Origin of the sequence: Micromonospora echinofusca, from assembly GCF_017614955.1 — a bacterium.
In the GTDB taxonomy this organism is placed as follows: domain Bacteria; phylum Actinomycetota; class Actinomycetes; order Mycobacteriales; family Micromonosporaceae; genus Micromonospora; species Micromonospora echinofusca_A.
In genome coordinates this window covers 1-19,779 of the sequence record NZ_WVUH01000029.1, presented here as the reverse complement: position 1 = coordinate 19,779, position 19,779 = coordinate 1, and the positions used below count along the sequence as shown (strand labels likewise).

Genomic DNA, 19,779 nt, shown 5'->3' with positions numbered 1-19,779 from the left:
TTTCGAACATAGACGGCCTTATTGGCGTTGCTTTCGTGACAGGCTTGTCCCATCTGGCTTGTCGCATCAGGGCACCGCTGTTGACAGTGGCGAAGGAACGGGTAGCTTGAGCTGGCACTGGCAGTTTATGTTTACCTGTGTTGATTCCCGGTGGAACGGTAGGTGGGATCACGGCGGGTGGGTGCTGCCAGCCGACGGCCCTCAGGCGCCGCACCCTCTCATCCGTAGGAGGCACCATGTCCCGTCCCCGGTCCCACGCCGAGTACCTGTCCCGGCTGGTACCCCCTTCCGTCGCCGGCCTGCGCCGACGCTCGCTGCTCGCGGGCGCCGCCGGCGGCGGCGTGCTGCTCGGCACCGGCCTGCTCGCCGGCTGCGGTGACGCCGACCCGGAGGGCTCCGGCTCCACGACGGTGTCGCTCGGCTCCAACCAGTCCGACCCGAAACCCAAGGAGGTCACCGCGAAGGTGATGGACGGGTTCCGGGCCTCCTCCGGGATCACGGTCGCCGTCAACACCGTCGACCACAACACGTTCCAGGAGAACATCAACAACTATCTCCAGGGCAAACCGGACGACGTGTTCATGTGGTTCGCCGGCTACCGGATGCGGTTCTTCGCCGGCCGTGGTCTCGCCGCCGACCTCAGCGACGTCTGGAGTGGGCTCTCCGGGATGTCGGACGCGTTCCGCAAGGCGTCCACCGGCGACGACGGCAAACAGTACTTCGTCCCCTCGTCGTACTATCCGTGGGCGGTGTTCTACCGCAAGTCGGTCTGGCAGCAGTACGGCTACCAGGTACCGAAAACCCTCGGCGAACTGACCACCCTGGCCGCCGAGATGAAGAAGGACGGCCTCTCCCCGATCGCCTTCGCCGACAAGGACGGCTGGCCGGCGATGGGCACCTTCGACATCCTCAACCTGCGGATCAACGGCTACCAGTTCCACATCGACCTGATGGCGGGCAAGGAGTCGTGGACCTCGGGCAAGGTCCGGACCGTCTTCGACACCTGGCGGGGGCTGCTGCCACTGCACCAGCCGGACAGCCTCGGCCGCACCTGGCAGGAGGCGGCCCAGTCCCTCCAGCAGAAGAAGAGCGGCATGTACCTGCTCGGCCTCTTCGTCGCCCAGCAGTTCCGCGACGACGAGCAGGACGACCTGGACTTCTTCACCTTCCCGGAGATCGACCCGGCGGTGGGGGCGAAGGCACTGGACGCGCCCATCGACGGGTACATGATGGCGCGCCGGCCGAAGGCGGAGGACAACGCCCGCAAGCTGCTCGCCTACGTCGGCTCGAAGGCCGCCGCCGACATCGTCGTCAAGAACGACCCGAGCACGCTGGTCGCCAACAGCGAGGCCGACACCAGCGGCTACACCGCCCTGCAACGCAAGGCCGCGGAACTGGTCGGCTCCGCCACGGAGATCGCCCAGTTCCTCGACCGGGACACCCGACCGGACTTCGCGTCCACGGTGATCATCCCGGCGCTCCAGCAGTTCATCAGGGAGCCGGCCGACATCGACGGGCTCACCACCAGCATCGAGAACCAGAAGAAGTCGATCTTCACCGACTGACGGCGAAAAGCGGAGGACACCGTGTCCGACCAGTCCCAGGTCCCGCAGGACCACGCCGTACCGTCGGCGGTGACGACCACCACGACGGGTGGTCGCCGCCGCCGGCTGCGGGTGCTGTCCCGTACCGACCGCGTGGTCATCGCGCTGATGGTGCTCGTACCGCTGCTGCTGGTCGTCGGTCTCGTCTGGCTGCCGGCACTGGCCACGGTCGGGCTGTCGGCCACCGACTGGGACGGCATCGGCCCGGTCGGCGACATCGAGTGGGTCGGCGCCCGCAACTACGCCGACGTGGTCGGCAACTACCCACCCTTCGTCCCGGCCGTGCAGAACAACCTGCTCTGGCTGGCCGCGCTGTTCGTGGTGGCCACCCCGTTCGGGATGTTCCTGGCCGTCCTGCTGGACAAGGAGCTACGCGGCACCCGGTTCTACCAGACCGCCCTGTACCTGCCCGTCGTGCTCTCCCTCGCACTGATCGGCTTCGTCTGGCAGCTCATCTACTCCCGCGACCAGGGGCTGCTCAACGGTGTGTTCGGCACCGACGTCGACTGGTACGGCGACCCCGACGTCAACATCTGGGCGGTCCTCGTGGCGGCGGGCTGGCGGCACGTCGGCTACGTCATGCTGCTCTACCTCGCCGGCCTCAAGGGCGTGGACCCGTCGCTGCGGGAGGCCGCCGCGGTCGACGGGGCCTCCGAGGTCAACACCTTCTTCAAGGTGGTCTTCCCGGTGCTGCGCCCGATCAACATCATCGTGCTGGTGGTGACCGTGATCGAGTCGCTGCGCGCGTTCGACCTGGTCTGGGTCATCAACAAGGGCCGCAACGGCCTGGAGCTGCTCTCCGCACTGGTGACGGCGAACGTGGTCGGCGAGGCCAGCCGGATCGGCTTCGGCTCGGCCCTGGCCACCAGCATGCTCGTCGTGTCGCTGGTCTTCATCACCGTCTACCTCACCACCGTCATGCGGGAGGACCGCAGATGACCACGGCGACCCGCACCGGCCACGCACCACCGGCCCCGCTACGAGCCCGCCGTCCGCTGCGCCCGGCCCGGGTGGTGCTGCACGTCTTCCTCGCGGCGGTGGCGATCGGCTGGCTCTTCCCGATCCTGTGGGCGGTGCTCACCTCCCTGCGCTCGTACGAGTACACCGCCGTCCACGGCTACGTCTCACTCGGCGGCTGGACCCTCGACAACTACCTCACCGCCTGGCGGACCGCCGAGTTCGGTCGGCACCTCCTCAACTCCGTGTACATCACCGTGCCGGCCGTACTGCTGACCCTCCTCCTCGCCTCCTGCGTCGCCTTCGTCATCGCCCGGTTCAGCTGGAAGGCCAACCTGGTCCTGCTCGGCCTGTTCACCGCCGCGAACCTGTTGCCCCAGCAGGCCCTGCTCATCCCGCTGTTCCGCCTCTTCACACAGGTGCCGCTGCCCGCGTTCATGAGCGACTCGGAGCTGCTGTACGACAGCTACTGGGGGCTGATCCTGGTCAACGTCGCCTTCCAGTGCGGCTTCTGTGTCTTCGTGCTGAGCAACTACATGAAGGCCCTCCCCCGTGACCTGTACGAGGCGGCGATGGTCGACGGGGCGAGCATCTGGCGGCAGTACTGGCAGGTGACCATGCCGCTGTGCCGACCCGCGCTGGCCGCCCTGGCGACGCTGGAGGTGACCTGGATCTACAACGAGTTCTTCTGGGCCACCGTCCTCATGCGCACCGGCGACAAGTTCCCCGTCACCAGTTCCCTGAACAACCTGCGCGGTGAGTTCTTCACCGACAACAACCTGGTCTCGGCCGGCTCCGTGCTGGTCGCGATTCCGACCCTGGTGATCTTCTTCCTCCTGCAGCGGCAGTTCGTCCGGGGCCTGACCCTGGGAGCCTCCAAAGGATGACCATCGTCCACCTGCGCCGCACGCCGGTCAGCCTGCTCCTCGACGGGCGCGGCCCCGGCCTCCCCCGGATCGTGCACTGGGGCGCCGACCTGGGACCACTGCACGCCGACGAACTGTCCACCGTCGTCGGGGCCACCGTCGCCCCGGTCGTACCCAGCAGCTTCGACGCGCCCACGGTGCTGTCGCTCCTGCCCCAGCCCGGCGAGGGCTGGAGCGGCCGACCGGCGCTGGCCGGGCACCGCAACGGCGCGGCCTGGGCCACCGCGTTCCGCCTCGACGACCTCGACCTCGACGCGGACGCGGGTCGGGTGACCGTACGGGCCACCGACACCGTCGCCGCGCTCACCCTCACCGTCGAGCTGGAACTCGACCCGCACGGCGTGCTGACCGTCCGGCACCGGCTGCGCAACGACGGCACCAGCGGGTACGAGCTGCGGGACCTGACACCGGTGCTGCCGGTACCCCCGGCCGCCACCGAACTGCTCGACCTGACCGGCCGGTGGTGCCGGGAACGGTCCCCGCAGCGGCACCCGTGGCAGCTGGGCACCTGGGTACGCGAGGGCCGGCACGGCCGGACCGGCCACGACGCCACCCTGCTGCTGGTGGCCGGCACACCCGGCTTCGGCTTCGGGCACGGCGAGGTGTGGGCGGTGCACACCGCGTGGAGCGGGGACCACGTCACCTTCGCCGAACGTCGACCCACCGGCGAGTCGGTACTCGGCGGCGGTGAGCTGCTCGCTCCCGGCGAGGTCGTGCTCGCCCCCGGCACCGAGTACGCCACCCCGCTGCTCTACGCCGCCTGGTCCGACGCCGGTCTGGACGGGCTCAGCGACACCCTGCACCGGCACCTGCGCGCCCGACCGAACCATCCCCGCACGCCCCGACCGGTCACCCTCAACGTGTGGGAGGCGGTCTACTTCGACCACGCCCTGGACCGGCTCCGCGACCTGGCCGACCGGGCCGCCGAGGTCGGCGTCGAACGGTTCGTCCTGGACGACGGCTGGTTCCGGGGCCGGCGGCACGACCGGGCCGGCCTCGGCGACTGGTACGTCGACGGGCAGGTCTGGCCGGACGGACTGCACCCGCTCGTCGACCACGTCACCGGGCTGGGCCTGCGGTTCGGGCTGTGGGTCGAGCCGGAGATGGTCAACCCCGACTCGGACCTGTTCCGCGCCCACCCCGACTGGGTGCTCGCCGTACCCGGCCGGCTGCCGCCCGGCTGGCGGCACCAGCAGGTCCTCGACGTCGCCCACCCGCCGGTGTACGCGTACCTGCGCGACCGGCTCGACGCGCTGCTCACCGGGTACCCGGGCATCAGCTACCTCAAGTGGGACCACAACCGGGACCTCACGGAGGCCGCGCACGCCGGCCGGCCGGGCGTGCACGGCCAGACCCGCGCGGTCTACCGGCTCCTCGACGAACTGCGCTCCCGCCACCCGCAGGTGGAGATCGAGAGCTGCGCCTCCGGGGGCGGCCGGGTCGACCTGGAGATCCTGCGCCGCACCGACCGGGTCTGGGCCAGCGACTGCAACGACGCCCTCGAACGGCTGGCGATCCAGCGCTGGACCGGGCTGCTGCTGCCGCCCGAACTCGTCGGCACCCACATCGGTCCGGACCGGTCACACACCACCCACCGGGTCCACGAACTGGGCTTCCGGGCGACGACCGCGCTCTTCGGCCACCACGGCATCGAATGGGACATCAGTACGGTCGACGCCACCCGGCGTCGGGAACTGGCCGCCTGGGTCGCCCTGCACAAGCGGCTCCGGCCGCTGCTGCACTCCGGGCGGGTGGTCCGGGTCGACCACCCGGACCCGGCCGTCTGGGTGCACGGCGTGGTCGCCCACGACGGTTCCCACGCGGTGTACGCGGTGACCCGGCTGGCCGCCTCGGTCGCCCAGGTGCCCGGCCCGGTACGCCTCACCGGCCTGGACCGCCGCCGGCGGTACCGGGTACGCCCACCGGCGGACGTACCCGGGCCGGCCACCCTCCAGAAGACCGATCCGGGCTGGTGGCGTGACCAGGAGACGGTCCTCTCCGGGGCGGTGCTCGCCTCGGTCGGGTTGCAGATGCCGGCGCTGCACCCCGAGCAGGCGCTGCTACTGGAGCTCACCGCGGCCGACTGACCGGCGGTCACCCGCCGCCTCGGGGACGGCGGGGACTGTTGCGCTGCCTCGGCACACAGCGGGGTGGGCGGGTACGTGACCCGCCCACCCACGGCCCCGGTCGCCCGGGGACGCCCTACCCGTCACCGCCGACGGCGGCTGGGCTCCGGGATGTTCGCCTCGATCTCCTCGTGGCGGACCTGCTCGTCGATCGGCTGGTCCTCGACCACCTCGTTCTTGGCCAGGTGCACCCGCTCGACCGGCACCTGTTCCTTGCTCACCACGGGCCGCTCGGCGCGCAACGGCATCTCCTGCTGCGCCTCGCCCATCCCTCCGGCCCGGACGCTGGCCGCGTCCGCAGCGGTGATCGGCTCGCGCTCGACGTACACCTCGTCGTGCTCGACCGGCACGGTCGTGTGCACGTTCTCGGTGACCACGTTCTTGCGCAGGACCGCCTTGCCCGCAGGCTGGCTCTCGGTGCCCACCCGCAGCCGCTCCTCGAAGCGGATCAGCTCGTCGCGGGCCCGCGGCGTCTGCTGCTCCTGAAGGCGGTAGTGCGCGAACAACTGGGCGGTCTGGTCGCCGCTCAGGGGTGTGTCGTTGCCCGGCTCCACGCTCGGGGCGCTCTGGACGATCGCCTTGTCGTAGGCGACCTTCAGCTTCCCCTTCTGCATCTGCGCGTTGCCGAGCGGAGCCATGGGCTCACGAGCACCGCCGGTCTGCACGCTGACCCAGGCGGGGTAGCCGGCAGTGGCCCACACCTGGCGGACCTTGCCGATGCTGGCACCCGACTGGTCCTGGACGTCCTGGCCGTACAGCGAACGTACCTGCTGTTCAGTGAGTTGCACGGGTCGTCCTCCTCTCGCGTGACGGCCCCTGCGTACCCGACGGATCCCCGGCCATGCGTCGCCCCGGGCACCTACGCCGGCCGGGCCGGGCGGGCGGTCTGCCGGCCGACGGAAGCGCACCCGTGTGCTGCCCTGCGACGAACATCGCGCACCGTCCGGTTCGGGCCTTCGGCCGCGCTGATGGTCGACCACGGTGCCGGCCTGCTGTCGGTGGGCGCGGCTACGATCCTGCGCATGATCCAGGACCTGGTCCGGGCAGCGGCATCCGGTGACGACGACGCGTTGGGCCGGCTCGAGGAGACCGTCGCCGCGCAACCGGACGCGCTGACCGGTCACCTGCACCAGATGCTGGACCTGGACCTGCTCTGGCCAGCGTCGCTCTACCGGGCCGCCGGTGACAACGTGGTGCGCCGCGTCGTCGACCAGGTCGACCGTGGGCAGCCGGTGCGGCGCCTCAACCACCTGCTCCTCATCCTGGCGCACACCCGGGGTCCCCTCGCCGAGGCCGCGTTCCGACGGTGGGAGCAGACGCGTGCGCCCGGCATGGAGCGGCTGCATGTCGGCCCGCTGCGGTACGCGGAGCAGGGCGGTTGGGCTCTGCTGCCCGACGGCACCCACCGTGAACTCTGCGCACCCGTCGCACACCGGCTCGTGATGACCTCCGCGCCGCGCGCGTCGGACGGCACGACGTGTCCCTGGTGCGACTCGCCGCTGTGGACGGTCGTCGACCTCACCACCGACGAGCCTGCGGTCGCCGACGTGCTCGCCCATGCCGGCTGGCGCGGGCGGCTCCGGATCACCACCTGCCACCTGTGCGCCTGCTACACGACTCTGTATTGCCAGGTGACGCCGGACGGCGGCTCGACCTGGGCAGCGGACAACGCCCCGCCGCCCTACCTGCAGACCTCGACCGAGGAGCCACCGCCCCTGACGGCGACCGTCGGTGGACCACGCGCCACCCCGTACCAGGCCAGCGCATGGGACCGGGGCGGCTCCACGCTCGGTGGGCACCCGCAGTGGATCCAGGACGCCGAACACGCCGCCTGTGCCACCTGCGGTCAGCCGATGGACTACCTCGGGCTCGTCGGCGGTGCGGACCTCGACGAGTACGGCGAGGGTGCGTACTACCTCCACCTCCATGCGGCATGCGGCCTCGCCGCCGTGTCGTACCAGCAGAGCTGAGCATGTCAGCGGAATGGTCCCCGCAGGAATCACCTGGTTCACCAGCGTGCGTGGATGTGCGTTCGGGCTCGTCGGGTGCGGCCCGACCGGGTCGGGCCGCACCCCGGAAGCCGACTATCGCGCCACTACTGGCTCAGCCGGTAGCTGTTGGCGAAGTTGCTGGGGCTGCACACGCTGAGCTGGTTCATGGTCTGGCTGTAGCTCCAACCCGACGGTACCGAGCAGGCCCACAGCCCGACGGCCGGCACCCGCAGGTGGTAGCTGTAGGCGAAGTTGCTGGGACTGCACACGCTCAGGTCGTTGGTGACCCGGTCCCAGGTGTACCCCGAGGGCACCGAACAGACCGTGATGTTGTCGGCCGGCGCCCGCAGGTGGTAGGTGTACGCCCAGCCGCTCGGGTTGCACCGGTTGAGGTCGTTGGTGACCCGGTCCCAGGTGTAGCCGGCCGGTACCGAGCAGGCCCAGGTGCCGTCGAGGTTCTCGGTGATCGTCCAGCTGAACGAGGTGCTTCCGGTCCTGCTGCCGCTGTCGCTGGCGGTCACGGTCACGCTGTAGTTGGCGGCGGTGCTCGGGGTGCCGGTGATCAGGCCGGTCGAGGAGTTGATCGACAGGCCGGCGGGCAGGCCGGTGGCCGACCAGGTGTACGGCGTGGTACCACCGGAGGCGGTCATCTGGAGGCTGACCGCGACGTTCTTCCGCCCGCTCTGGTTGCCCGGGTTGTTCACCGACGGGCCGCCGGGCGTGCCGCCGCCGGTGTTGACGTACAGCAGCCGGTTCGGCGAGCCGCTGCCCGCGTCGGTGATCTTGTTGGGGGTGGCGTTGCCGAACATCGTGCTGGCCACCTGGGCCGGGGTCAGACCCGGAGCGCCGCCCAGGATCAGCGCGGCGCCACCGGCGACGTGCGGGGCCGCCATCGAGGTGCCGCTGATCGTGTTGGTGGCGGTGTCGCTGCTGCTCCACGCCGAGGTGATGCCGGCGCCGGGGGCGTAGATGTCGGTGCAGGTCCCGTAGTTGGAGAACGACGCGCGGGCGTCACCGGAGGTGGAGGCGTTCACCGTGATCGCCTCGGCGACCCGGGCCGGGGTGAAGTTGCAGGCGTCGGAGCTGGAGTTGCCGGCGGCGATCGCATAGACCACGCCGTCGGCGATCGAGCTGCGGACCGCGCTCTCCAGGGTGGTGTTGCTACCGGACCCGCCCAGGCTCATGTTCGCCACCGCCGGGCCGGAGGTGTGGTTGCCGGTGACCCAGTCGACGCCGGCGGCCACGGCGGCGAACGAGCCGGAACCGGCGCAGTCGAGCACCTTCACCGCGACCAGCCGTACGCCTTTGGCCACGCCGTAGGCGTTGCCACCGACGGTGCCCGCGACATGGGTACCGTGGCCGTTGCAGTCGGTGCTGTTGGTGTCGACGGTGTTGGTGCCCCAGACCGCCCGCCCACCGAAGTCACTGTGCGTGGTCCGGATGCCGGTGTCGATGATGTACGCGGTGACACCGGCGGCGGTGTTCGGATAGGTGTAGGTGGTGTCCAGCGGGAGGTTCCGCTGGTCGATACGGTTGAGGCCCCAGGACGGCGGGTTGTTCTGCGTGCCGACGGCATGGACAGTGCCGTTCTGTTCCACGTACGCCACCTCCGGTTCGGCGGCGATCCGGCGGGCGGTACGCGCGTCGAAGGTGCCCGCGAAACCGCGCAGCACATGCCGGTAGGTGTGGTCCACCCTGGCCCGGTGCCTGGTGACCAGCCGGTTGGTCAGTGTGTCCACGGCGCGCGCCGTCCCGGCTGCGGTGTCCTTGAAGACGACGATGTAGCTGTCCTTGATGGCGTTCGGGTTGCGGTCGCCGCGGATGGTGCTCTCGGCCGGGGCGGCACCGGCCGTGGCGCTGATGGCCAGGACCATCAGTGCGGTGCTGCCGACGCCGGCAAGCCTGCGGACCCAGCGTGAGTGAACCTTGGTCATGTCTGCGGTTCTCCCTCTGCGGTGTTCCGGCGTCTGGTGTGAACCGGCGGCCGGAAAAGGGGGTGGTGAGGGTCGCGCGACCACGGACGACTGTATGAGGCACAGTGACAGGAGACAATACCTGTTGAAAGAGTTCTCCGGTTTCGACGACGGAATCCGCCGCTGTTTTCAACAGTTTACCGACCCGGTTAATTGCAGTTGGTCATTGATTCGCGTCGGGCGCGCCGGACCCGTCCCGTCCGCGACGCCACAGGGTCACCTGCCGGCAGGCCGGGCGCCTACACTTCACGATCCAGATTCCGCTCACGCTCACGGATTGGCGCCGATGTCCGCTCCCGTACCACCACCGCCCGGCGTTCAGCCACCGCAGACCGCCACCGACGAGCGCGGCGGGGCTGCACCCGTACAGGCCTTCGACATCTGGGCCGGCAGTGAACCGGAGCCCGACGACCACGGTCTGCAGCCCCTTCCCGCCGGGTGGGCGGGCCCCGACGGACCGGGCATCGACAAGCGGACCTGGCCGCGCTCCCCCCGCACCGGGCAGCCGATGATGCACTGTTTCACGCTGTGGCTGCCCGAGGCGTACCGGCGCCGGGGCCGCGATCTCGTCGCCGTGTCCGTCTTCCAGTGGAACGACGACCTGTACTTCCAGGATCCGCTGCCCTGCCTGGCAGCCGGCGGCGGGCCTGCCGACCCGTCCGGCGGCGCCCACCCGTTCCGGGGACAACTGGCGCAGTCGGTGCGGCATCCGCAGCTCTGCCTGGCCGACGACGGCGTCGACAACCTCTTCGCCATGGTCTGGCTCACCGCAGCCGAGTTCGACGGCCCGCGCGTGCCGCGTCCCGATGCCGCACCGGCTCTGGCCGACGGCGAACACGACATCACCCGGACGATGCAGAGGTACGGGGTGTTCGGCGAGTTGTGGCTGTATCCCCGCTACCCGGATCCGAACGCCGGCGTGCCACCGCAGGAATCCTGGCAGCGCACCGGTTCCTACGTCGACGTCCCGGACCGGTTCGACCGGTTCCACGACGAGCATCTCGGCGGGAGCGTGATGTCCCCGAACGGCATCCGGGCCGGGCTGTCCGCGTGGTATTTCGAAGTCAACCGGCTCGGGGGTATGTCGCACGGCGGTGACGAGGACCTCGCCTTCGACCTGGACAACGATGCGTTCCTCGGGGATCTGACCAGCAAGGTGCTCGTCCTTCCGGACCGCCCCGTCTGAAGCTCCCCACCGGCGGGTGACAGCACCCACAGAGCGCACGCCCCGCCGGGTAGGGCGAATCCGGTGTACCAGGATCGGGGCATGACAGCTGATCCCGTCGCGGTGGTCCGCGAGTTCCTGGACGTGGTCCGCTCGGGAGTCGAGCCGGACCGGGCTGCCCGACTGATGGCGCCCACGATCACCGCCCACCAGGTGCAGGCCGAGAATCCGACGACGATCACGCGGACCCCACAGGAGTACGCCGAACATGTCGAGGAGATGCTCGTCGCCTACGGGCCGTTCCGGGTGGAGGTCGACGAGTTGTTCGGCTCCGGCGACCGGGTGTACGCGCGGTGGACCCAGCACGGCCGGCACGTCGGGACCGTCGACGGCATCGCGCCCACCCGCCGGCCGGTGACCCAGGTGACCAGCTGCGTGTACCGGGTCGCCGACGGCCGGATCGCGGAGTACTGGATCCAGATCGACCGGTGGGGGCTACGGGCGCAGCTCGGCACCGGACAGGCCGTGCCGGGCGACGACGGCAGAACGGTGTCCGGCCGCTGATCGGGCCCAGGTCGGCACCGGGTCCCGGCGGATCGGTCGGGTCCGTGACGGTCACGGAAATGGCCGAAAGTACGACGGCTCGGGCGTCGGGGTGGACTTGTGGCCGAGGAGCCGGGGCTGCCGTTCACGCAGGCTGTGGGCATGTCATGGCACGGTTCAGAAAACACCGACGTCGTCGTCGCCGACCCGCCCCGGCCTGCGGTGGCCCCGGTACGGGAGCGTGTCGTCGCGCTCGACGTGCTCCGGGGCTTCGCGCTCTGCGGCATCCTGCTGGCGAACGTGAAGCCGATCGCCCACCAGGGCGACACGCCCGATGCCGGGCCGCTACCGGAGACGACGGCGGCGACGGTGCTGCATCTGCTGGTCGACCAGCGGTTCTTCCCGATCTTCTCGTTGTTGTTCGGGGTCGGCTTCGCCCTGCTGACCGAGTCGGCGCACGGGCGGTCCCGACGCCCCCGGGTGGTGCTGCTGCGTCGACTGCTGGCGCTGCTGGCCATGGGCCTGTTCCACGCCCTGGCGCTGTGGAGGGGTGACGTTCTCGCCGTCTACGCGACGCTCGGCCTGGTGGTGCTGCTGCCCGCCACGTGGTTGCCGCGGCGCGTCGTGGCGGTCGCCGCCGGCGTGCTCGTCGTGTTGTCGGTGACCGTGTTCGGGGGCTGGTACTCACTGGTGCCCGGTCTGTTCCTGCTCGGTTCGGCACTGACCCGGTACGGGGTGGTCGCGCGGGTCGAGTCGGCTCCGCGTACCGTCGCGGTGTTGGGGTTGGTCTTCGCGCTCGCGGCGGTGCCCGCGACGGTGGTCCAGGTGCGGGCCGGGGTGTCCGATCCGGATGGCGCGGTGTCGAGGATCGCCTATCCGGCGGCCGGTCTGCTGACCGCCGGCGTCTACGTGTGCGCGATGGTGCTGCTGCTCAGGACCCGCGTGGCGGGACTGTTGACCGCTGCCTTCCGGCCGCTGGGACGGATGGCGTTGACGAACTACCTGACCGCGACGGTGCTGGTGCTGGTGATCGCCGAGCTGGTCGGTGGTTCGGATCGTTGGCCGGTCGGTGGGGTGGTCGCGGTGGCCGCCGTGATCCTGCTGGTGCAGTGGTGGTGGTCGGTACTCTGGCTGCGCCGCTGCCGGCAGGGGCCGGTCGAATGGTTGTGGCGTTGGGTGACCTGGTGGCAGCGACCGCCGTTGCGACGTGCGCGACGACCCGGTGCCGCTCCGGAGCGAGGATGGGATACGCCATGACCTTCGCCGGCCCGCGCCGGGCAGTCACCGTGGGCACGCTGGTCGACGCCGCGTTCGCGGTGCTGCTCACCGTCGGTTTCACCCTCGAGGTGGCGGTCGTGTCGAGCCGTCACCCGGCCTGGCCGGTGGGTGCGGCATTCGTACTGTGCACGGCGGCGGTGTGCGGGGCCGCGCTGCTGCGGCGCCGGTACCCGGCCCGGGCGGCGGTCGCCGCGATCGTGCTGTGCGCGGTTGCCGAGCTGATCGACTGGCGGACCGACCAGCAGGGGCAGCCGGCGCCGATCGCCTGTCTGGCGCTGCTGGTGGTGGTCGCTTCCACGGTGCGGTTCCTGTCTCCGGCCGGTGCCGTCGCGGTCGCCGTCGGCTCGGGAGTGGTCGCCGTCGGCACCGTCGAGCGGTACGCGACCTACCTGGCCCGGGACATCCCGAACGCGCGCACGGCGACGCTGGTCATGGTCGTCGGATGGCTTGTCGCGGTCACGGTGGGTCTGTGGCGCCGGTTCGGTGACTCGCGTCGGCGGGTGACAATCGACCGGGTACGGCGGGCCGAGCGGCTGGCTCTGGCCCGTGACCTGCACGACGTCGCGGCCCACCACCTGACCGGTCTGATCATTCAGGCCCAGGTGGCGCAGCTCGACGGCGCCGCCGACCCGGCCGCGACCCGGGCGGCTCTGACCGGGATCGAGACTGCGGGGGCGGGGGCGCTGGCCTCCCTACGGCAGGTGGTGCGGCTGCTGCGGGACGACGAGCCGGTGGTGACGCCCGGGTCGGCTGCCCTGGCCGAGTTGGTGGACCGTTTCCCGCTGCCCGGCGCCCGCGCGCGGCTCGACCTGCCCGACGGGCCCGTGCCGGCCGGCTGGCCACCGGAGGTCCACGTCGGCATCTACCGGATCGTGCAGGAGGCGCTGAGCAACGTGGCCCGGCATGCGCGCGACGCCCGTACCGTCACCGTGACGCTGGCCCACGACGGGCGCACCGTCCGGCTGCGTGTCGTCGACGACGGGCACCCCGGTGTGTCCGGCGGGCGGCCCGGCCACGGTCTGCTCGGGATGCGGGAGCGGGCGACCGGCCTCGGCGGGGAGCTGAGCGCCGGGCCGGGTACCCCCAACGGCTGGACCGTCGAGGTGCGCATCCCTACGCCGGTGGTGTCATGACCATCCGGGTACTGGTCGCCGAGGACCAGGCGATCGTCCGCCGGGGTCTGCGGCTGCTGTTGGAGAGCCAGCCGGACATCACGGTGGTGGCGGAGGCCGCGGACGGCCCGGAGGCGATCGCTCTCGCCCGGGAACTCCGCCCGGACGTCTGCCTGGTCGACATCCAGATGCCACGGTTGGACGGCATCGCCGTGACCCGCGCGCTCGCCGGTCCCACCGCGCACCACCCCCTGCGGGTGGTGATCATCACGACCTTCGACCTGGATGAGTACGTGCACGACGCGCTGCGGGCGGGGGCGGTCGGGTTCATCCTGAAGGACTCGGGGCCGGCCCTGCTCGCCGAGGCGGTGCGGGCCGCGCACGCCGGTGGCGCGATGGTCTCGCCGTCGGTCACGATGCGGCTGCTGAAGCGGTTCGGGCCGGTCGCGCCGCCGTCGCCGCGCCGGCCCGCCGTACCGCTGACCGATCGGGAGATCGAACTGGTCCGGTGCATCGCCCGGGGGCGTACCAACCAGGAGATCGCGCAGGAGCTGTTCATCTCGTTGAGCACGGTGAAGGCGCACGTGGCCAACGTCCAGGTCAAGTTGCTGCTGCGCAACCGTACCGAGATCGCCGCGTGGGCCTGGGAGAACAGGCTGGTGACGGGTGGCTGAGCAGTCCCGCCCGCAGGGCGCTTCCGGTCAAGACGGGAGCGGACGGGAGGTGCGGACGCGCGTCGATCCGGGCGGCGGAGTCGGTCACCGGGTGTCCGGGTCGGCCGGTCGGCAGGTGGAGCGTTGCTGGCCGAGGCCGTCGATCTCCAGGGTCACCACGTCGCCGGGGGCGAGGTACGGGAACCGGCCGGACAGTGCCACCCCTTCGGGGGTACCGGTGTTGATCAGGTCGCCGGGCTCCAGGACCGTGTACTGGCTCAGGTGCCAGACCAGGAACGCCACCGTGAAGATCATGTCGGCGGTGCGGGAGTCCTGGCGGGCCTCCCCGTTGACCCAGGAGCGCAGGCCCAGCCGTTGCGGGTCGGCGATCTCGTCCGGGGTGACCAGCCACGGTCCCAGCGGGTTGAACGTCTCGCAGGACTTGCCCTTGGACCACTGTCCACCCGACTCGGCCAGTTGGAAGTCCCGTTCGGAGACGTCGTTGCTCAGCACGTACCCGGCGACGTGGGCCAGGGCCACGTCGGGCGAGCGGAGGTAGCGGGCCCGCCGGCCGATGACCACGCCGAGTTCGACCTCCCAGTCGGTACGCGTCGACCGGTGCGGCAGCAGGATGTCGTCGTACGGTCCGACCACGGTGTTCGGGGCCTTGTAGAACAGGATCGGGGTGTCCGGTGGCGCCGCCCCGGACTCGGCGGCGTGCGCGGCGTAGTTCTGGCCGACGCAGAGCACCGCGCCGGGGCGGGCGACCGGCGGTCCGATCCGCTGCCCGGCCACGGAGCTGCGCGGCAGTGCCCCGGCGGCGAGCGCGGCCCGCGCCCGGGGCAGCCCGTCGGCGAGGAACCCGCCGTCGATGTCGGCGGTCACCGGCCGTAAATCGTGGTGGTGTCCGTTCCGGTCGAGCAGTACCGGCCGTTCGGCGCCGGCCGGTCCGACCCGCATCAGTTTCACCTGTGTCTCCTTCGCGTGGGATCGCCGGTGGGGGTCACCGGTACACCAGTCCGCCGCCGACCTCGACCACCTGGCCGGTCACCGCGGCGGCGCCCGGTGACGCCAGCCAGCGGGCGGTGGCCACCAGGTCCCCGGGGGTGAGCCGGCGGAGCAGCGCCTGCCGTTGGTACACCTCGGCGTCGATCTCGTCGGGGCTGCGCCCGGCGGCCAGTTCCGCCTCGCTCTCGGTGCGGATGGCGCCGGGCGAGATCGCGTTCACGGTGGTGCCGTCCGGCCCGTACGCGCGGGCGAGCGCGCGGGTCAACCCGACCAGGGCGGCCTTGCTGGCCACGTACGCCGGGCCGGACGGGCCGCCGAGCCGGACGGTGGCCGAGGTGACGTTGATGATCCGGCCACCCTCGCGGGTGCGCATCCCGGGGGCGAGGGCCTGCGCGAGCAGCATCGGCGCGGTGACGTTCACCGCGAACGTGTCGGTCCACTCCGGTACGGTCAGCGCGTCGACGGTCACGTTGGACGCCCGGGCCGCGTTGTTGACCAGGACGTCGACCGGGCCGGCCCGGTCCGCGAGGGCCACCGCGCCGGCCGGGGTGGCCAGGTCGGCGGTGACCACGACCGGTTCGATCCCGGCGTCCCGGCAGCGTCGGGCCACCGCGTCGATCTCCGGGGTCTCGTGCGGTGCGCCGAGGTGGTGCAGCACGACGGTGTCCCCCGGATCGGGTAGTCCGACCGCGAGGGCGGCGCCGATGCCGCGCCGGGCCCCGGTCACCAGGATCCGCCGGCTCATCCGCCGAGCCCCGGGGTGAGCAGGGTCTTCACCGTCCGGCCCGAGCGCACCAGGGCGAGGGCGGCGGCCACGTCGGCCAGCGGGAACCGGTCGGTGACCAGGGGTGCCAGCCGGTCGGCGTGCCGCCGGAGGGTGTCGACGGCGGCCGGGAAGCTACGCAGGATCGCCATCGAGCCGAGGATGGTCAGTTCGTCGGCGTAGATCCGGTACGGCGACACCCCGGCGGTCGCCTCCGGCGCGGCCACCCCGAAGACGAGCAGGTGGCCGGCGCGGGCGACGCAGTCCAGTGCGGCGGTGAAGGCGGACGGACTGCCGGTGGCCTCGATCACCCAGGGCACCCGGTGCCCGGCCACCCCGTCGGGGTCGGTGACCCGGGCGCCGGTCAGTCGGGCGGCCAGTTCGCGGCGGGCCGGGTTGGTGTCGACCAGGGTCACCGGCCCGACGCCGCGCGCGTCGAGCAGGATCGCCAGGATCAGGCCCATCGTTCCCGCGCCGAAGACGACCGCCGGTTCGTCGGGGCGGGGGGCCAGCCGGTGCAGCCCCCGCACGGCGCACGCGACCGGTTCGGCCAGCGGGGCGGCGGCGAGGGGGAACGACTCGTCGAGGCGGTACAGGTTGGCCGCCGGGACGGCCGTGTACTCGGCCCACGCGCCGGGCCGGGTGGCGCCGACGGCTCCCCAGGCCAGGCACATGTTGCCGTGTCCGCGTCGGCACGGGTCGCACCGTCCGCAGTGCAGGGACGGGTCGACGGCGACCAGGGTGCCGACGGGGTACCCGGTGACGTCGCGGCCGACGGCCACCACCTCGCCCCACGGTTCGTGGCCGGGCACCAGCGGGAACCGGTCGGTGCCCAGGTCACCGTCGACCAAATGCAGGTCGGTGCCGCAGATACCGCAGTCCCGGACGGCGACGACCACCCCGTCCGGGGTGGGCGTCGGGTCGTCGACCCGTTCCGCCGCAAGTTGACCGGGGCCGTCGAGCACCACCGCGCGCATGGGTGTTCCCCTTTCAGTCGAAGACGATCAGGCCACGGGTGGCCCGGCCGGAGCGGAGCGCGTCGTACGCGTCGTCGATCCGGTCGGCCGGCCAGCGCCCGGAGACCAGGTCGGCCAGGCGGAGCCGGCCGACGAGGTAGAGGTCGACCAGGTCGGGAAAGTCGACCGGCGGATTGGTCGAGCCGTACTTGGCGGCGATGATCCGGCGTTCCCCGTTGAGCAGGTGGCCGGGGTCGAACGACAGCGTGGTGTGGTCGGGGTAGCCGGCGATCAGTACGGCGGTGCCCCGGGACGCGAGACTCTCCATGGCGAGCGGGAACGCGGTGGCGGCGCTGGTGGTGACGAAGGTGTGGTCGGTGCCACCGCCGGTCAGGTCCCGGATCTGCGCCGCCGCGTCGGGTTGGCGGGCGTCGACGCAGTGGGTCGCGCCCATGGCCAGGAGGGCGGGGAACTTGTCGGGCACCACGTCGACCGCGACCACCGGGTACGCCCCGGCCAGGGCGGCGGCGTGCAGGGCGCTGATCCCGACGCCCCCGCAGCCGACCACGGCGACCCGGTCGCCGAGCCGGACCCGGGCGGTGCTGCGGACCGCCCCGACGCCGGTGGCGACGGCGCAGCCGATCAGCGCGGCCAGGTCGAGGGGGATCGTCGGGTCGACCGGGACCACGGACCGTTCGCTGAGCACGGTCAACGGGGCGTTGGTGGCCGGTCCGTAGTGGAAGACCTCGTCGCCGTCGAGCCGGAACCGGGTGTGCCCGTCGGCCATCCGGCCCAGCGGTGGCTGCCGGGTGCACAGGGCCGGTGCGCCCTGTCGGCAGGTGCGGCAGGTGGCGCAGCCGGGGGCCCAGGAGACGACGACGTGGTCACCGGGGCGTACGGAGGTCACGCCGGGGCCGACCGACTCGACCACCCCGGCGCCCTCGTCGCCGAGCACGATGGGGATGGGGATGCCGGCGTGGTGGCCGTCCATGGCGTACAGGCAGCTGTGGCAGACGCCGGAGGCGGCCATCCGGACCCGGACCTCACCGGCGTGGGGTTCGGCCACGTCGAGGTCGACGACGCGGTGCGGTGTGCCGGGGGCGAAGAAGACCGGGGTGGGGACGCGCATCAGGGTGCTCCGGTGGACGGGTCGGCAGCCGGGCCGGCCAGGTGGATCTTGATTTCGGTTCCGGTGGCGGCGGCGCGCAGGGCGTCGGCCGCGTCGGCCAGGGGGTGGACCGCGGTGACCAGTCGGGTGACCGGGGTGCCGGTGGCGACGAGTCGTTCGGCGGTGGTGAAGTCGGCCGGCAGGTACATCGCCGAGCCGGCGAGGCGTACCTCCTGGTCCTGGAGGGTTTCGATGGCGAGGGTGAGCGGGCCGTGGCCGACCCCGACGACGACGACCGTGCCGCCGCGTACCGCGAGGTCGAGGGCGACGCCGAGGGTGGCGGCGCTGGCGACGCAGTCGAGGACCAGGTCCGGTCGACCGGCGAGGGCGGCGCGGACGTCGTCGGGCAGGCTCGCCGCAGCCGGGTCCAGTGCGGCTGTCGCGCCGAGTTCCACGGCGAGGGCCCGTTTGCCGGGTACCGGATCGGTCACCACCACCGCGTCCGCGCCGGCCGCGCGGGCGGCGAGCAGGGTGCACAGGCCGATGGTGCCGCCGCCGAGCACGGCCACCGTGGCCCCGGCGAGGGAGCCGCCGGCCAGGCCGACGGCGTGCACCGAGGTGGCCAGGGGTTCGATCATCGCGGCGGCGGCCAGGTCGGCTCCGGCCGGTACCGGGGCGAGGGCGGCCACCGGGACGGTGAACGCGTCGGCGAACGCCCCGGGCCGGTGGGAGCCCACTCCGATGAGGTGTTCGCAGAGGTTCTGCCGTCCGCGTCGGCAGTAGAAGCACTGTTCGCAGGCGATCGCCGGGCGCAGGTAGACCCGGTCGCCGGGGGCGTACCCGTCGACGTCCGGGCCGGTCGCGGCGACCACGCCGGACGCCTCGTGGCCGGGTGGGATCGGGTACGGCAGCCACGGGTGCCCGCGGTGCAGGGTGTGCAGGTCGGAGCCGCAGATGCCGGCGTACGCGGTGGACACCAGCACCTCCCCCGGGGCGGGTTCGGGCGGCGGGACCCGGCGCACCTCGACGGTGTGCGGTCCGGTTATCCAGACCTGGGACAGCTCACGCACCGGTGACCTCCGGAAGGGGGTAGGAGTGGACGGGCAGGCCCCGGCGGCCCACGTCGAGCAGGTGGACCGACCCGCCGGGGCCGGTGGGGTCCACGTCGTCGGCGGCCGTGGTGACCGCCAGCAGGGGCCCGACGAAGGCGCCGGAGGTGACGTTGCGCTCGGGCAGGTCGACCCGGCCGACCGGGGTGCCGTCGGGACGTAGCCGCAGCAGGCAGCCGGCACCCCAGACCGCCAGCCACAGGTCGCCGTCGGCGTCGACGCAGAGGCCGTCGGGGATGCCGTCGGCACGGTCGAGGCGGGCGAGCACCCGGGGCCGGTCCGGTCCGGTGACCGGGTCGACGTGGGCGCACAGCAGCACGCCGGGCCCGCTGTCGACCACGTACATCGTGTCGCCGGTGGGGCTGAACGCGATGCCGTTGCCGTGGGTGAGGCCGGTCCAGTGGCGGGTGAGCTGTCCGGTGGTGTCGAGGGACCAGAGGGCGGCCGTGCCGGGTCGGGTCCGGTGCACGGTGCCGGCCCAGAGCCGGCCGTCGGGGCCGACGGTGG

Annotated in this window: 18 protein-coding genes; 10 read left to right on the top strand and 8 right to left on the bottom strand. The window is 72.0% G+C overall.

Features of this window, described 5'->3' with window-relative positions:
- Positions 1 to 236: 236 nt before the first annotated feature.
- Genes GSF22_RS06015 through GSF22_RS06000 form a run of 4 tightly spaced genes read left to right on the top strand, consistent with a single transcriptional unit; the run spans position 237 to position 5,574 of the window.
- Positions 237 to 1,565 carry an ABC transporter substrate-binding protein gene (locus GSF22_RS06015; protein ID WP_208811744.1) on the top strand — a complete coding sequence of 443 codons (1,329 nt, stop codon included), beginning with the start codon at positions 237 to 239 and terminating at the stop codon, positions 1,563 to 1,565.
- A gap of 21 nt (positions 1,566 to 1,586) precedes the next feature.
- Entirely contained in the window at positions 1,587 to 2,543 is a 957-nt protein-coding gene (locus GSF22_RS06010) for a carbohydrate ABC transporter permease (RefSeq protein WP_208811743.1), read from the top strand.
- Positions 2,540 to 3,448 (top strand): carbohydrate ABC transporter permease, encoded by a 909-nt coding sequence (locus GSF22_RS06005; protein WP_208811742.1) that lies wholly within the window; start codon positions 2,540 to 2,542, stop codon positions 3,446 to 3,448. Before GSF22_RS06010 ends, GSF22_RS06005 begins: the two co-directional genes overlap by 4 nt.
- Positions 3,445 to 5,574 carry an alpha-galactosidase gene (locus GSF22_RS06000; protein ID WP_208811741.1) on the top strand — a complete coding sequence of 710 codons (2,130 nt, stop codon included), beginning with the start codon at positions 3,445 to 3,447 and terminating at the stop codon, positions 5,572 to 5,574. Before GSF22_RS06005 ends, GSF22_RS06000 begins: the two co-directional genes overlap by 4 nt.
- 122 nt (positions 5,575 to 5,696) lie before the next feature.
- On the opposite strand, the gene GSF22_RS05995 is transcribed toward GSF22_RS06000, so the two are convergent.
- On the bottom strand, positions 5,697 to 6,401 hold the full coding sequence (locus GSF22_RS05995) for a YsnF/AvaK domain-containing protein (protein ID WP_208811740.1): 705 nt from the start codon (positions 6,399 to 6,401) through the stop codon (positions 5,697 to 5,699).
- A 234-nt stretch (positions 6,402 to 6,635) separates the two neighbouring features.
- Here GSF22_RS05995 and GSF22_RS05990 point away from each other — a divergent pair, with 234 nt between their 5' ends.
- Positions 6,636 to 7,583 carry a hypothetical protein gene (locus GSF22_RS05990; protein ID WP_208811739.1) on the top strand — a complete coding sequence of 316 codons (948 nt, stop codon included), beginning with the start codon at positions 6,636 to 6,638 and terminating at the stop codon, positions 7,581 to 7,583.
- 125 nt (positions 7,584 to 7,708) lie between these two features.
- Here the strand turns inward: GSF22_RS05990 and GSF22_RS05985 are convergent, their stop codons facing one another.
- Positions 7,709 to 9,538 (bottom strand): S8 family peptidase, encoded by a 1,830-nt coding sequence (locus tag GSF22_RS05985; RefSeq protein ID WP_244366351.1) that lies wholly within the window; start codon positions 9,536 to 9,538, stop codon positions 7,709 to 7,711.
- A 124-nt stretch (positions 9,539 to 9,662) separates the two neighbouring features.
- On the opposite strand from GSF22_RS05985, the gene GSF22_RS05980 reads away from it, so the two are divergent.
- The 5 genes from GSF22_RS05980 (at position 9,663) to GSF22_RS05960 (ending at position 14,349) form a co-directional block, all read left to right on the top strand.
- Positions 9,663 to 10,763: a hypothetical protein gene (locus tag GSF22_RS05980; RefSeq protein WP_208811738.1), complete on the top strand. Its 1,101-nt coding sequence runs from the start codon at positions 9,663 to 9,665 to the stop codon at positions 10,761 to 10,763.
- Positions 10,764 to 10,844: 81 nt separating this feature from the next.
- Complete coding sequence (locus tag GSF22_RS05975) at positions 10,845 to 11,306, top strand: ester cyclase (RefSeq protein ID WP_208811737.1); 462 nt, start codon at positions 10,845 to 10,847, stop codon at positions 11,304 to 11,306.
- 141 nt (positions 11,307 to 11,447) lie between these two features.
- Positions 11,448 to 12,542 (top strand): DUF418 domain-containing protein, encoded by a 1,095-nt coding sequence (locus tag GSF22_RS05970; RefSeq protein WP_208811736.1) that lies wholly within the window; start codon positions 11,448 to 11,450, stop codon positions 12,540 to 12,542.
- A complete protein-coding gene (locus GSF22_RS05965) occupies positions 12,527 to 13,696 on the top strand; it encodes a sensor histidine kinase (RefSeq protein ID WP_208811735.1) in 1,170 nt (389 codons plus the stop codon). The genes GSF22_RS05970 and GSF22_RS05965 overlap by 16 nt, the downstream gene beginning before the upstream one ends.
- Positions 13,693 to 14,349, top strand: coding sequence for a response regulator transcription factor (locus GSF22_RS05960; protein ID WP_208811734.1), 657 nt, complete (start codon positions 13,693 to 13,695; stop codon positions 14,347 to 14,349). The genes GSF22_RS05965 and GSF22_RS05960 overlap by 4 nt, the downstream gene beginning before the upstream one ends.
- Positions 14,350 to 14,433: 84 nt before the next feature.
- On the opposite strand, the gene GSF22_RS05955 is transcribed toward GSF22_RS05960, so the two are convergent.
- The 6 genes from GSF22_RS05955 to GSF22_RS05930 all read right to left on the bottom strand — a co-directional run.
- Entirely contained in the window at positions 14,434 to 15,288 is an 855-nt protein-coding gene (locus GSF22_RS05955) for a fumarylacetoacetate hydrolase family protein (RefSeq protein ID WP_244366361.1), read from the bottom strand.
- A gap of 43 nt (positions 15,289 to 15,331) precedes the next feature.
- Positions 15,332 to 16,081 carry an SDR family NAD(P)-dependent oxidoreductase gene (locus GSF22_RS05950; RefSeq protein ID WP_208811732.1) on the bottom strand — a complete coding sequence of 250 codons (750 nt, stop codon included), beginning with the start codon at positions 16,079 to 16,081 and terminating at the stop codon, positions 15,332 to 15,334.
- Positions 16,078 to 17,076 (bottom strand): alcohol dehydrogenase catalytic domain-containing protein, encoded by a 999-nt coding sequence (locus tag GSF22_RS05945; RefSeq protein WP_208811731.1) that lies wholly within the window; start codon positions 17,074 to 17,076, stop codon positions 16,078 to 16,080. Before GSF22_RS05945 ends, GSF22_RS05950 begins: the two co-directional genes overlap by 4 nt.
- Before the next feature lie 13 nt (positions 17,077 to 17,089).
- On the bottom strand, positions 17,090 to 18,184 hold the full coding sequence (locus GSF22_RS05940; RefSeq protein ID WP_208811730.1) for a zinc-binding dehydrogenase: 1,095 nt from the start codon (positions 18,182 to 18,184) through the stop codon (positions 17,090 to 17,092).
- On the bottom strand, positions 18,184 to 19,233 hold the full coding sequence (locus tag GSF22_RS05935) for a zinc-dependent alcohol dehydrogenase (protein WP_208811729.1): 1,050 nt from the start codon (positions 19,231 to 19,233) through the stop codon (positions 18,184 to 18,186). The genes GSF22_RS05940 and GSF22_RS05935 overlap by 1 nt, the downstream gene beginning before the upstream one ends.
- Positions 19,226 to 19,779: SMP-30/gluconolactonase/LRE family protein (locus GSF22_RS05930; RefSeq protein ID WP_208811728.1), on the bottom strand; the 554-nt coding region annotated here is incomplete at its 5' end. The genes GSF22_RS05935 and GSF22_RS05930, both read right to left, overlap by 8 nt.

Coding starts and splice junctions, on each gene's coding strand:
- GSF22_RS06015 (WP_208811744.1), top strand. CDS start 237: ATGTCCCGTCCCCGGTCCCACGCCGAGTACCTGTCCCGGCTGGTACCC.
- GSF22_RS06005 (WP_208811742.1), top strand. CDS start 2,540: ATGACCACGGCGACCCGCACCGGCCACGCACCACCGGCCCCGCTACGA.
- GSF22_RS06000 (WP_208811741.1), top strand. CDS start 3,445: ATGACCATCGTCCACCTGCGCCGCACGCCGGTCAGCCTGCTCCTCGAC.
- GSF22_RS05990 (WP_208811739.1), top strand. CDS start 6,636: ATGATCCAGGACCTGGTCCGGGCAGCGGCATCCGGTGACGACGACGCG.
- GSF22_RS05985 (WP_244366351.1), bottom strand. CDS start 9,538: ATGACCAAGGTTCACTCACGCTGGGTCCGCAGGCTTGCCGGCGTCGGC.
- GSF22_RS05975 (WP_208811737.1), top strand. CDS start 10,845: ATGACAGCTGATCCCGTCGCGGTGGTCCGCGAGTTCCTGGACGTGGTC.
- GSF22_RS05970 (WP_208811736.1), top strand. CDS start 11,448: ATGTCATGGCACGGTTCAGAAAACACCGACGTCGTCGTCGCCGACCCG.
- GSF22_RS05965 (WP_208811735.1), top strand. CDS start 12,527: ATGGGATACGCCATGACCTTCGCCGGCCCGCGCCGGGCAGTCACCGTG.
- GSF22_RS05960 (WP_208811734.1), top strand. CDS start 13,693: ATGACCATCCGGGTACTGGTCGCCGAGGACCAGGCGATCGTCCGCCGG.
- GSF22_RS05955 (WP_244366361.1), bottom strand. CDS start 15,288: ATGCGGGTCGGACCGGCCGGCGCCGAACGGCCGGTACTGCTCGACCGG.
- GSF22_RS05950 (WP_208811732.1), bottom strand. CDS start 16,081: ATGAGCCGGCGGATCCTGGTGACCGGGGCCCGGCGCGGCATCGGCGCC.
- GSF22_RS05945 (WP_208811731.1), bottom strand. CDS start 17,076: ATGCGCGCGGTGGTGCTCGACGGCCCCGGTCAACTTGCGGCGGAACGG.
- GSF22_RS05940 (WP_208811730.1), bottom strand. CDS start 18,184: ATGCGCGTCCCCACCCCGGTCTTCTTCGCCCCCGGCACACCGCACCGC.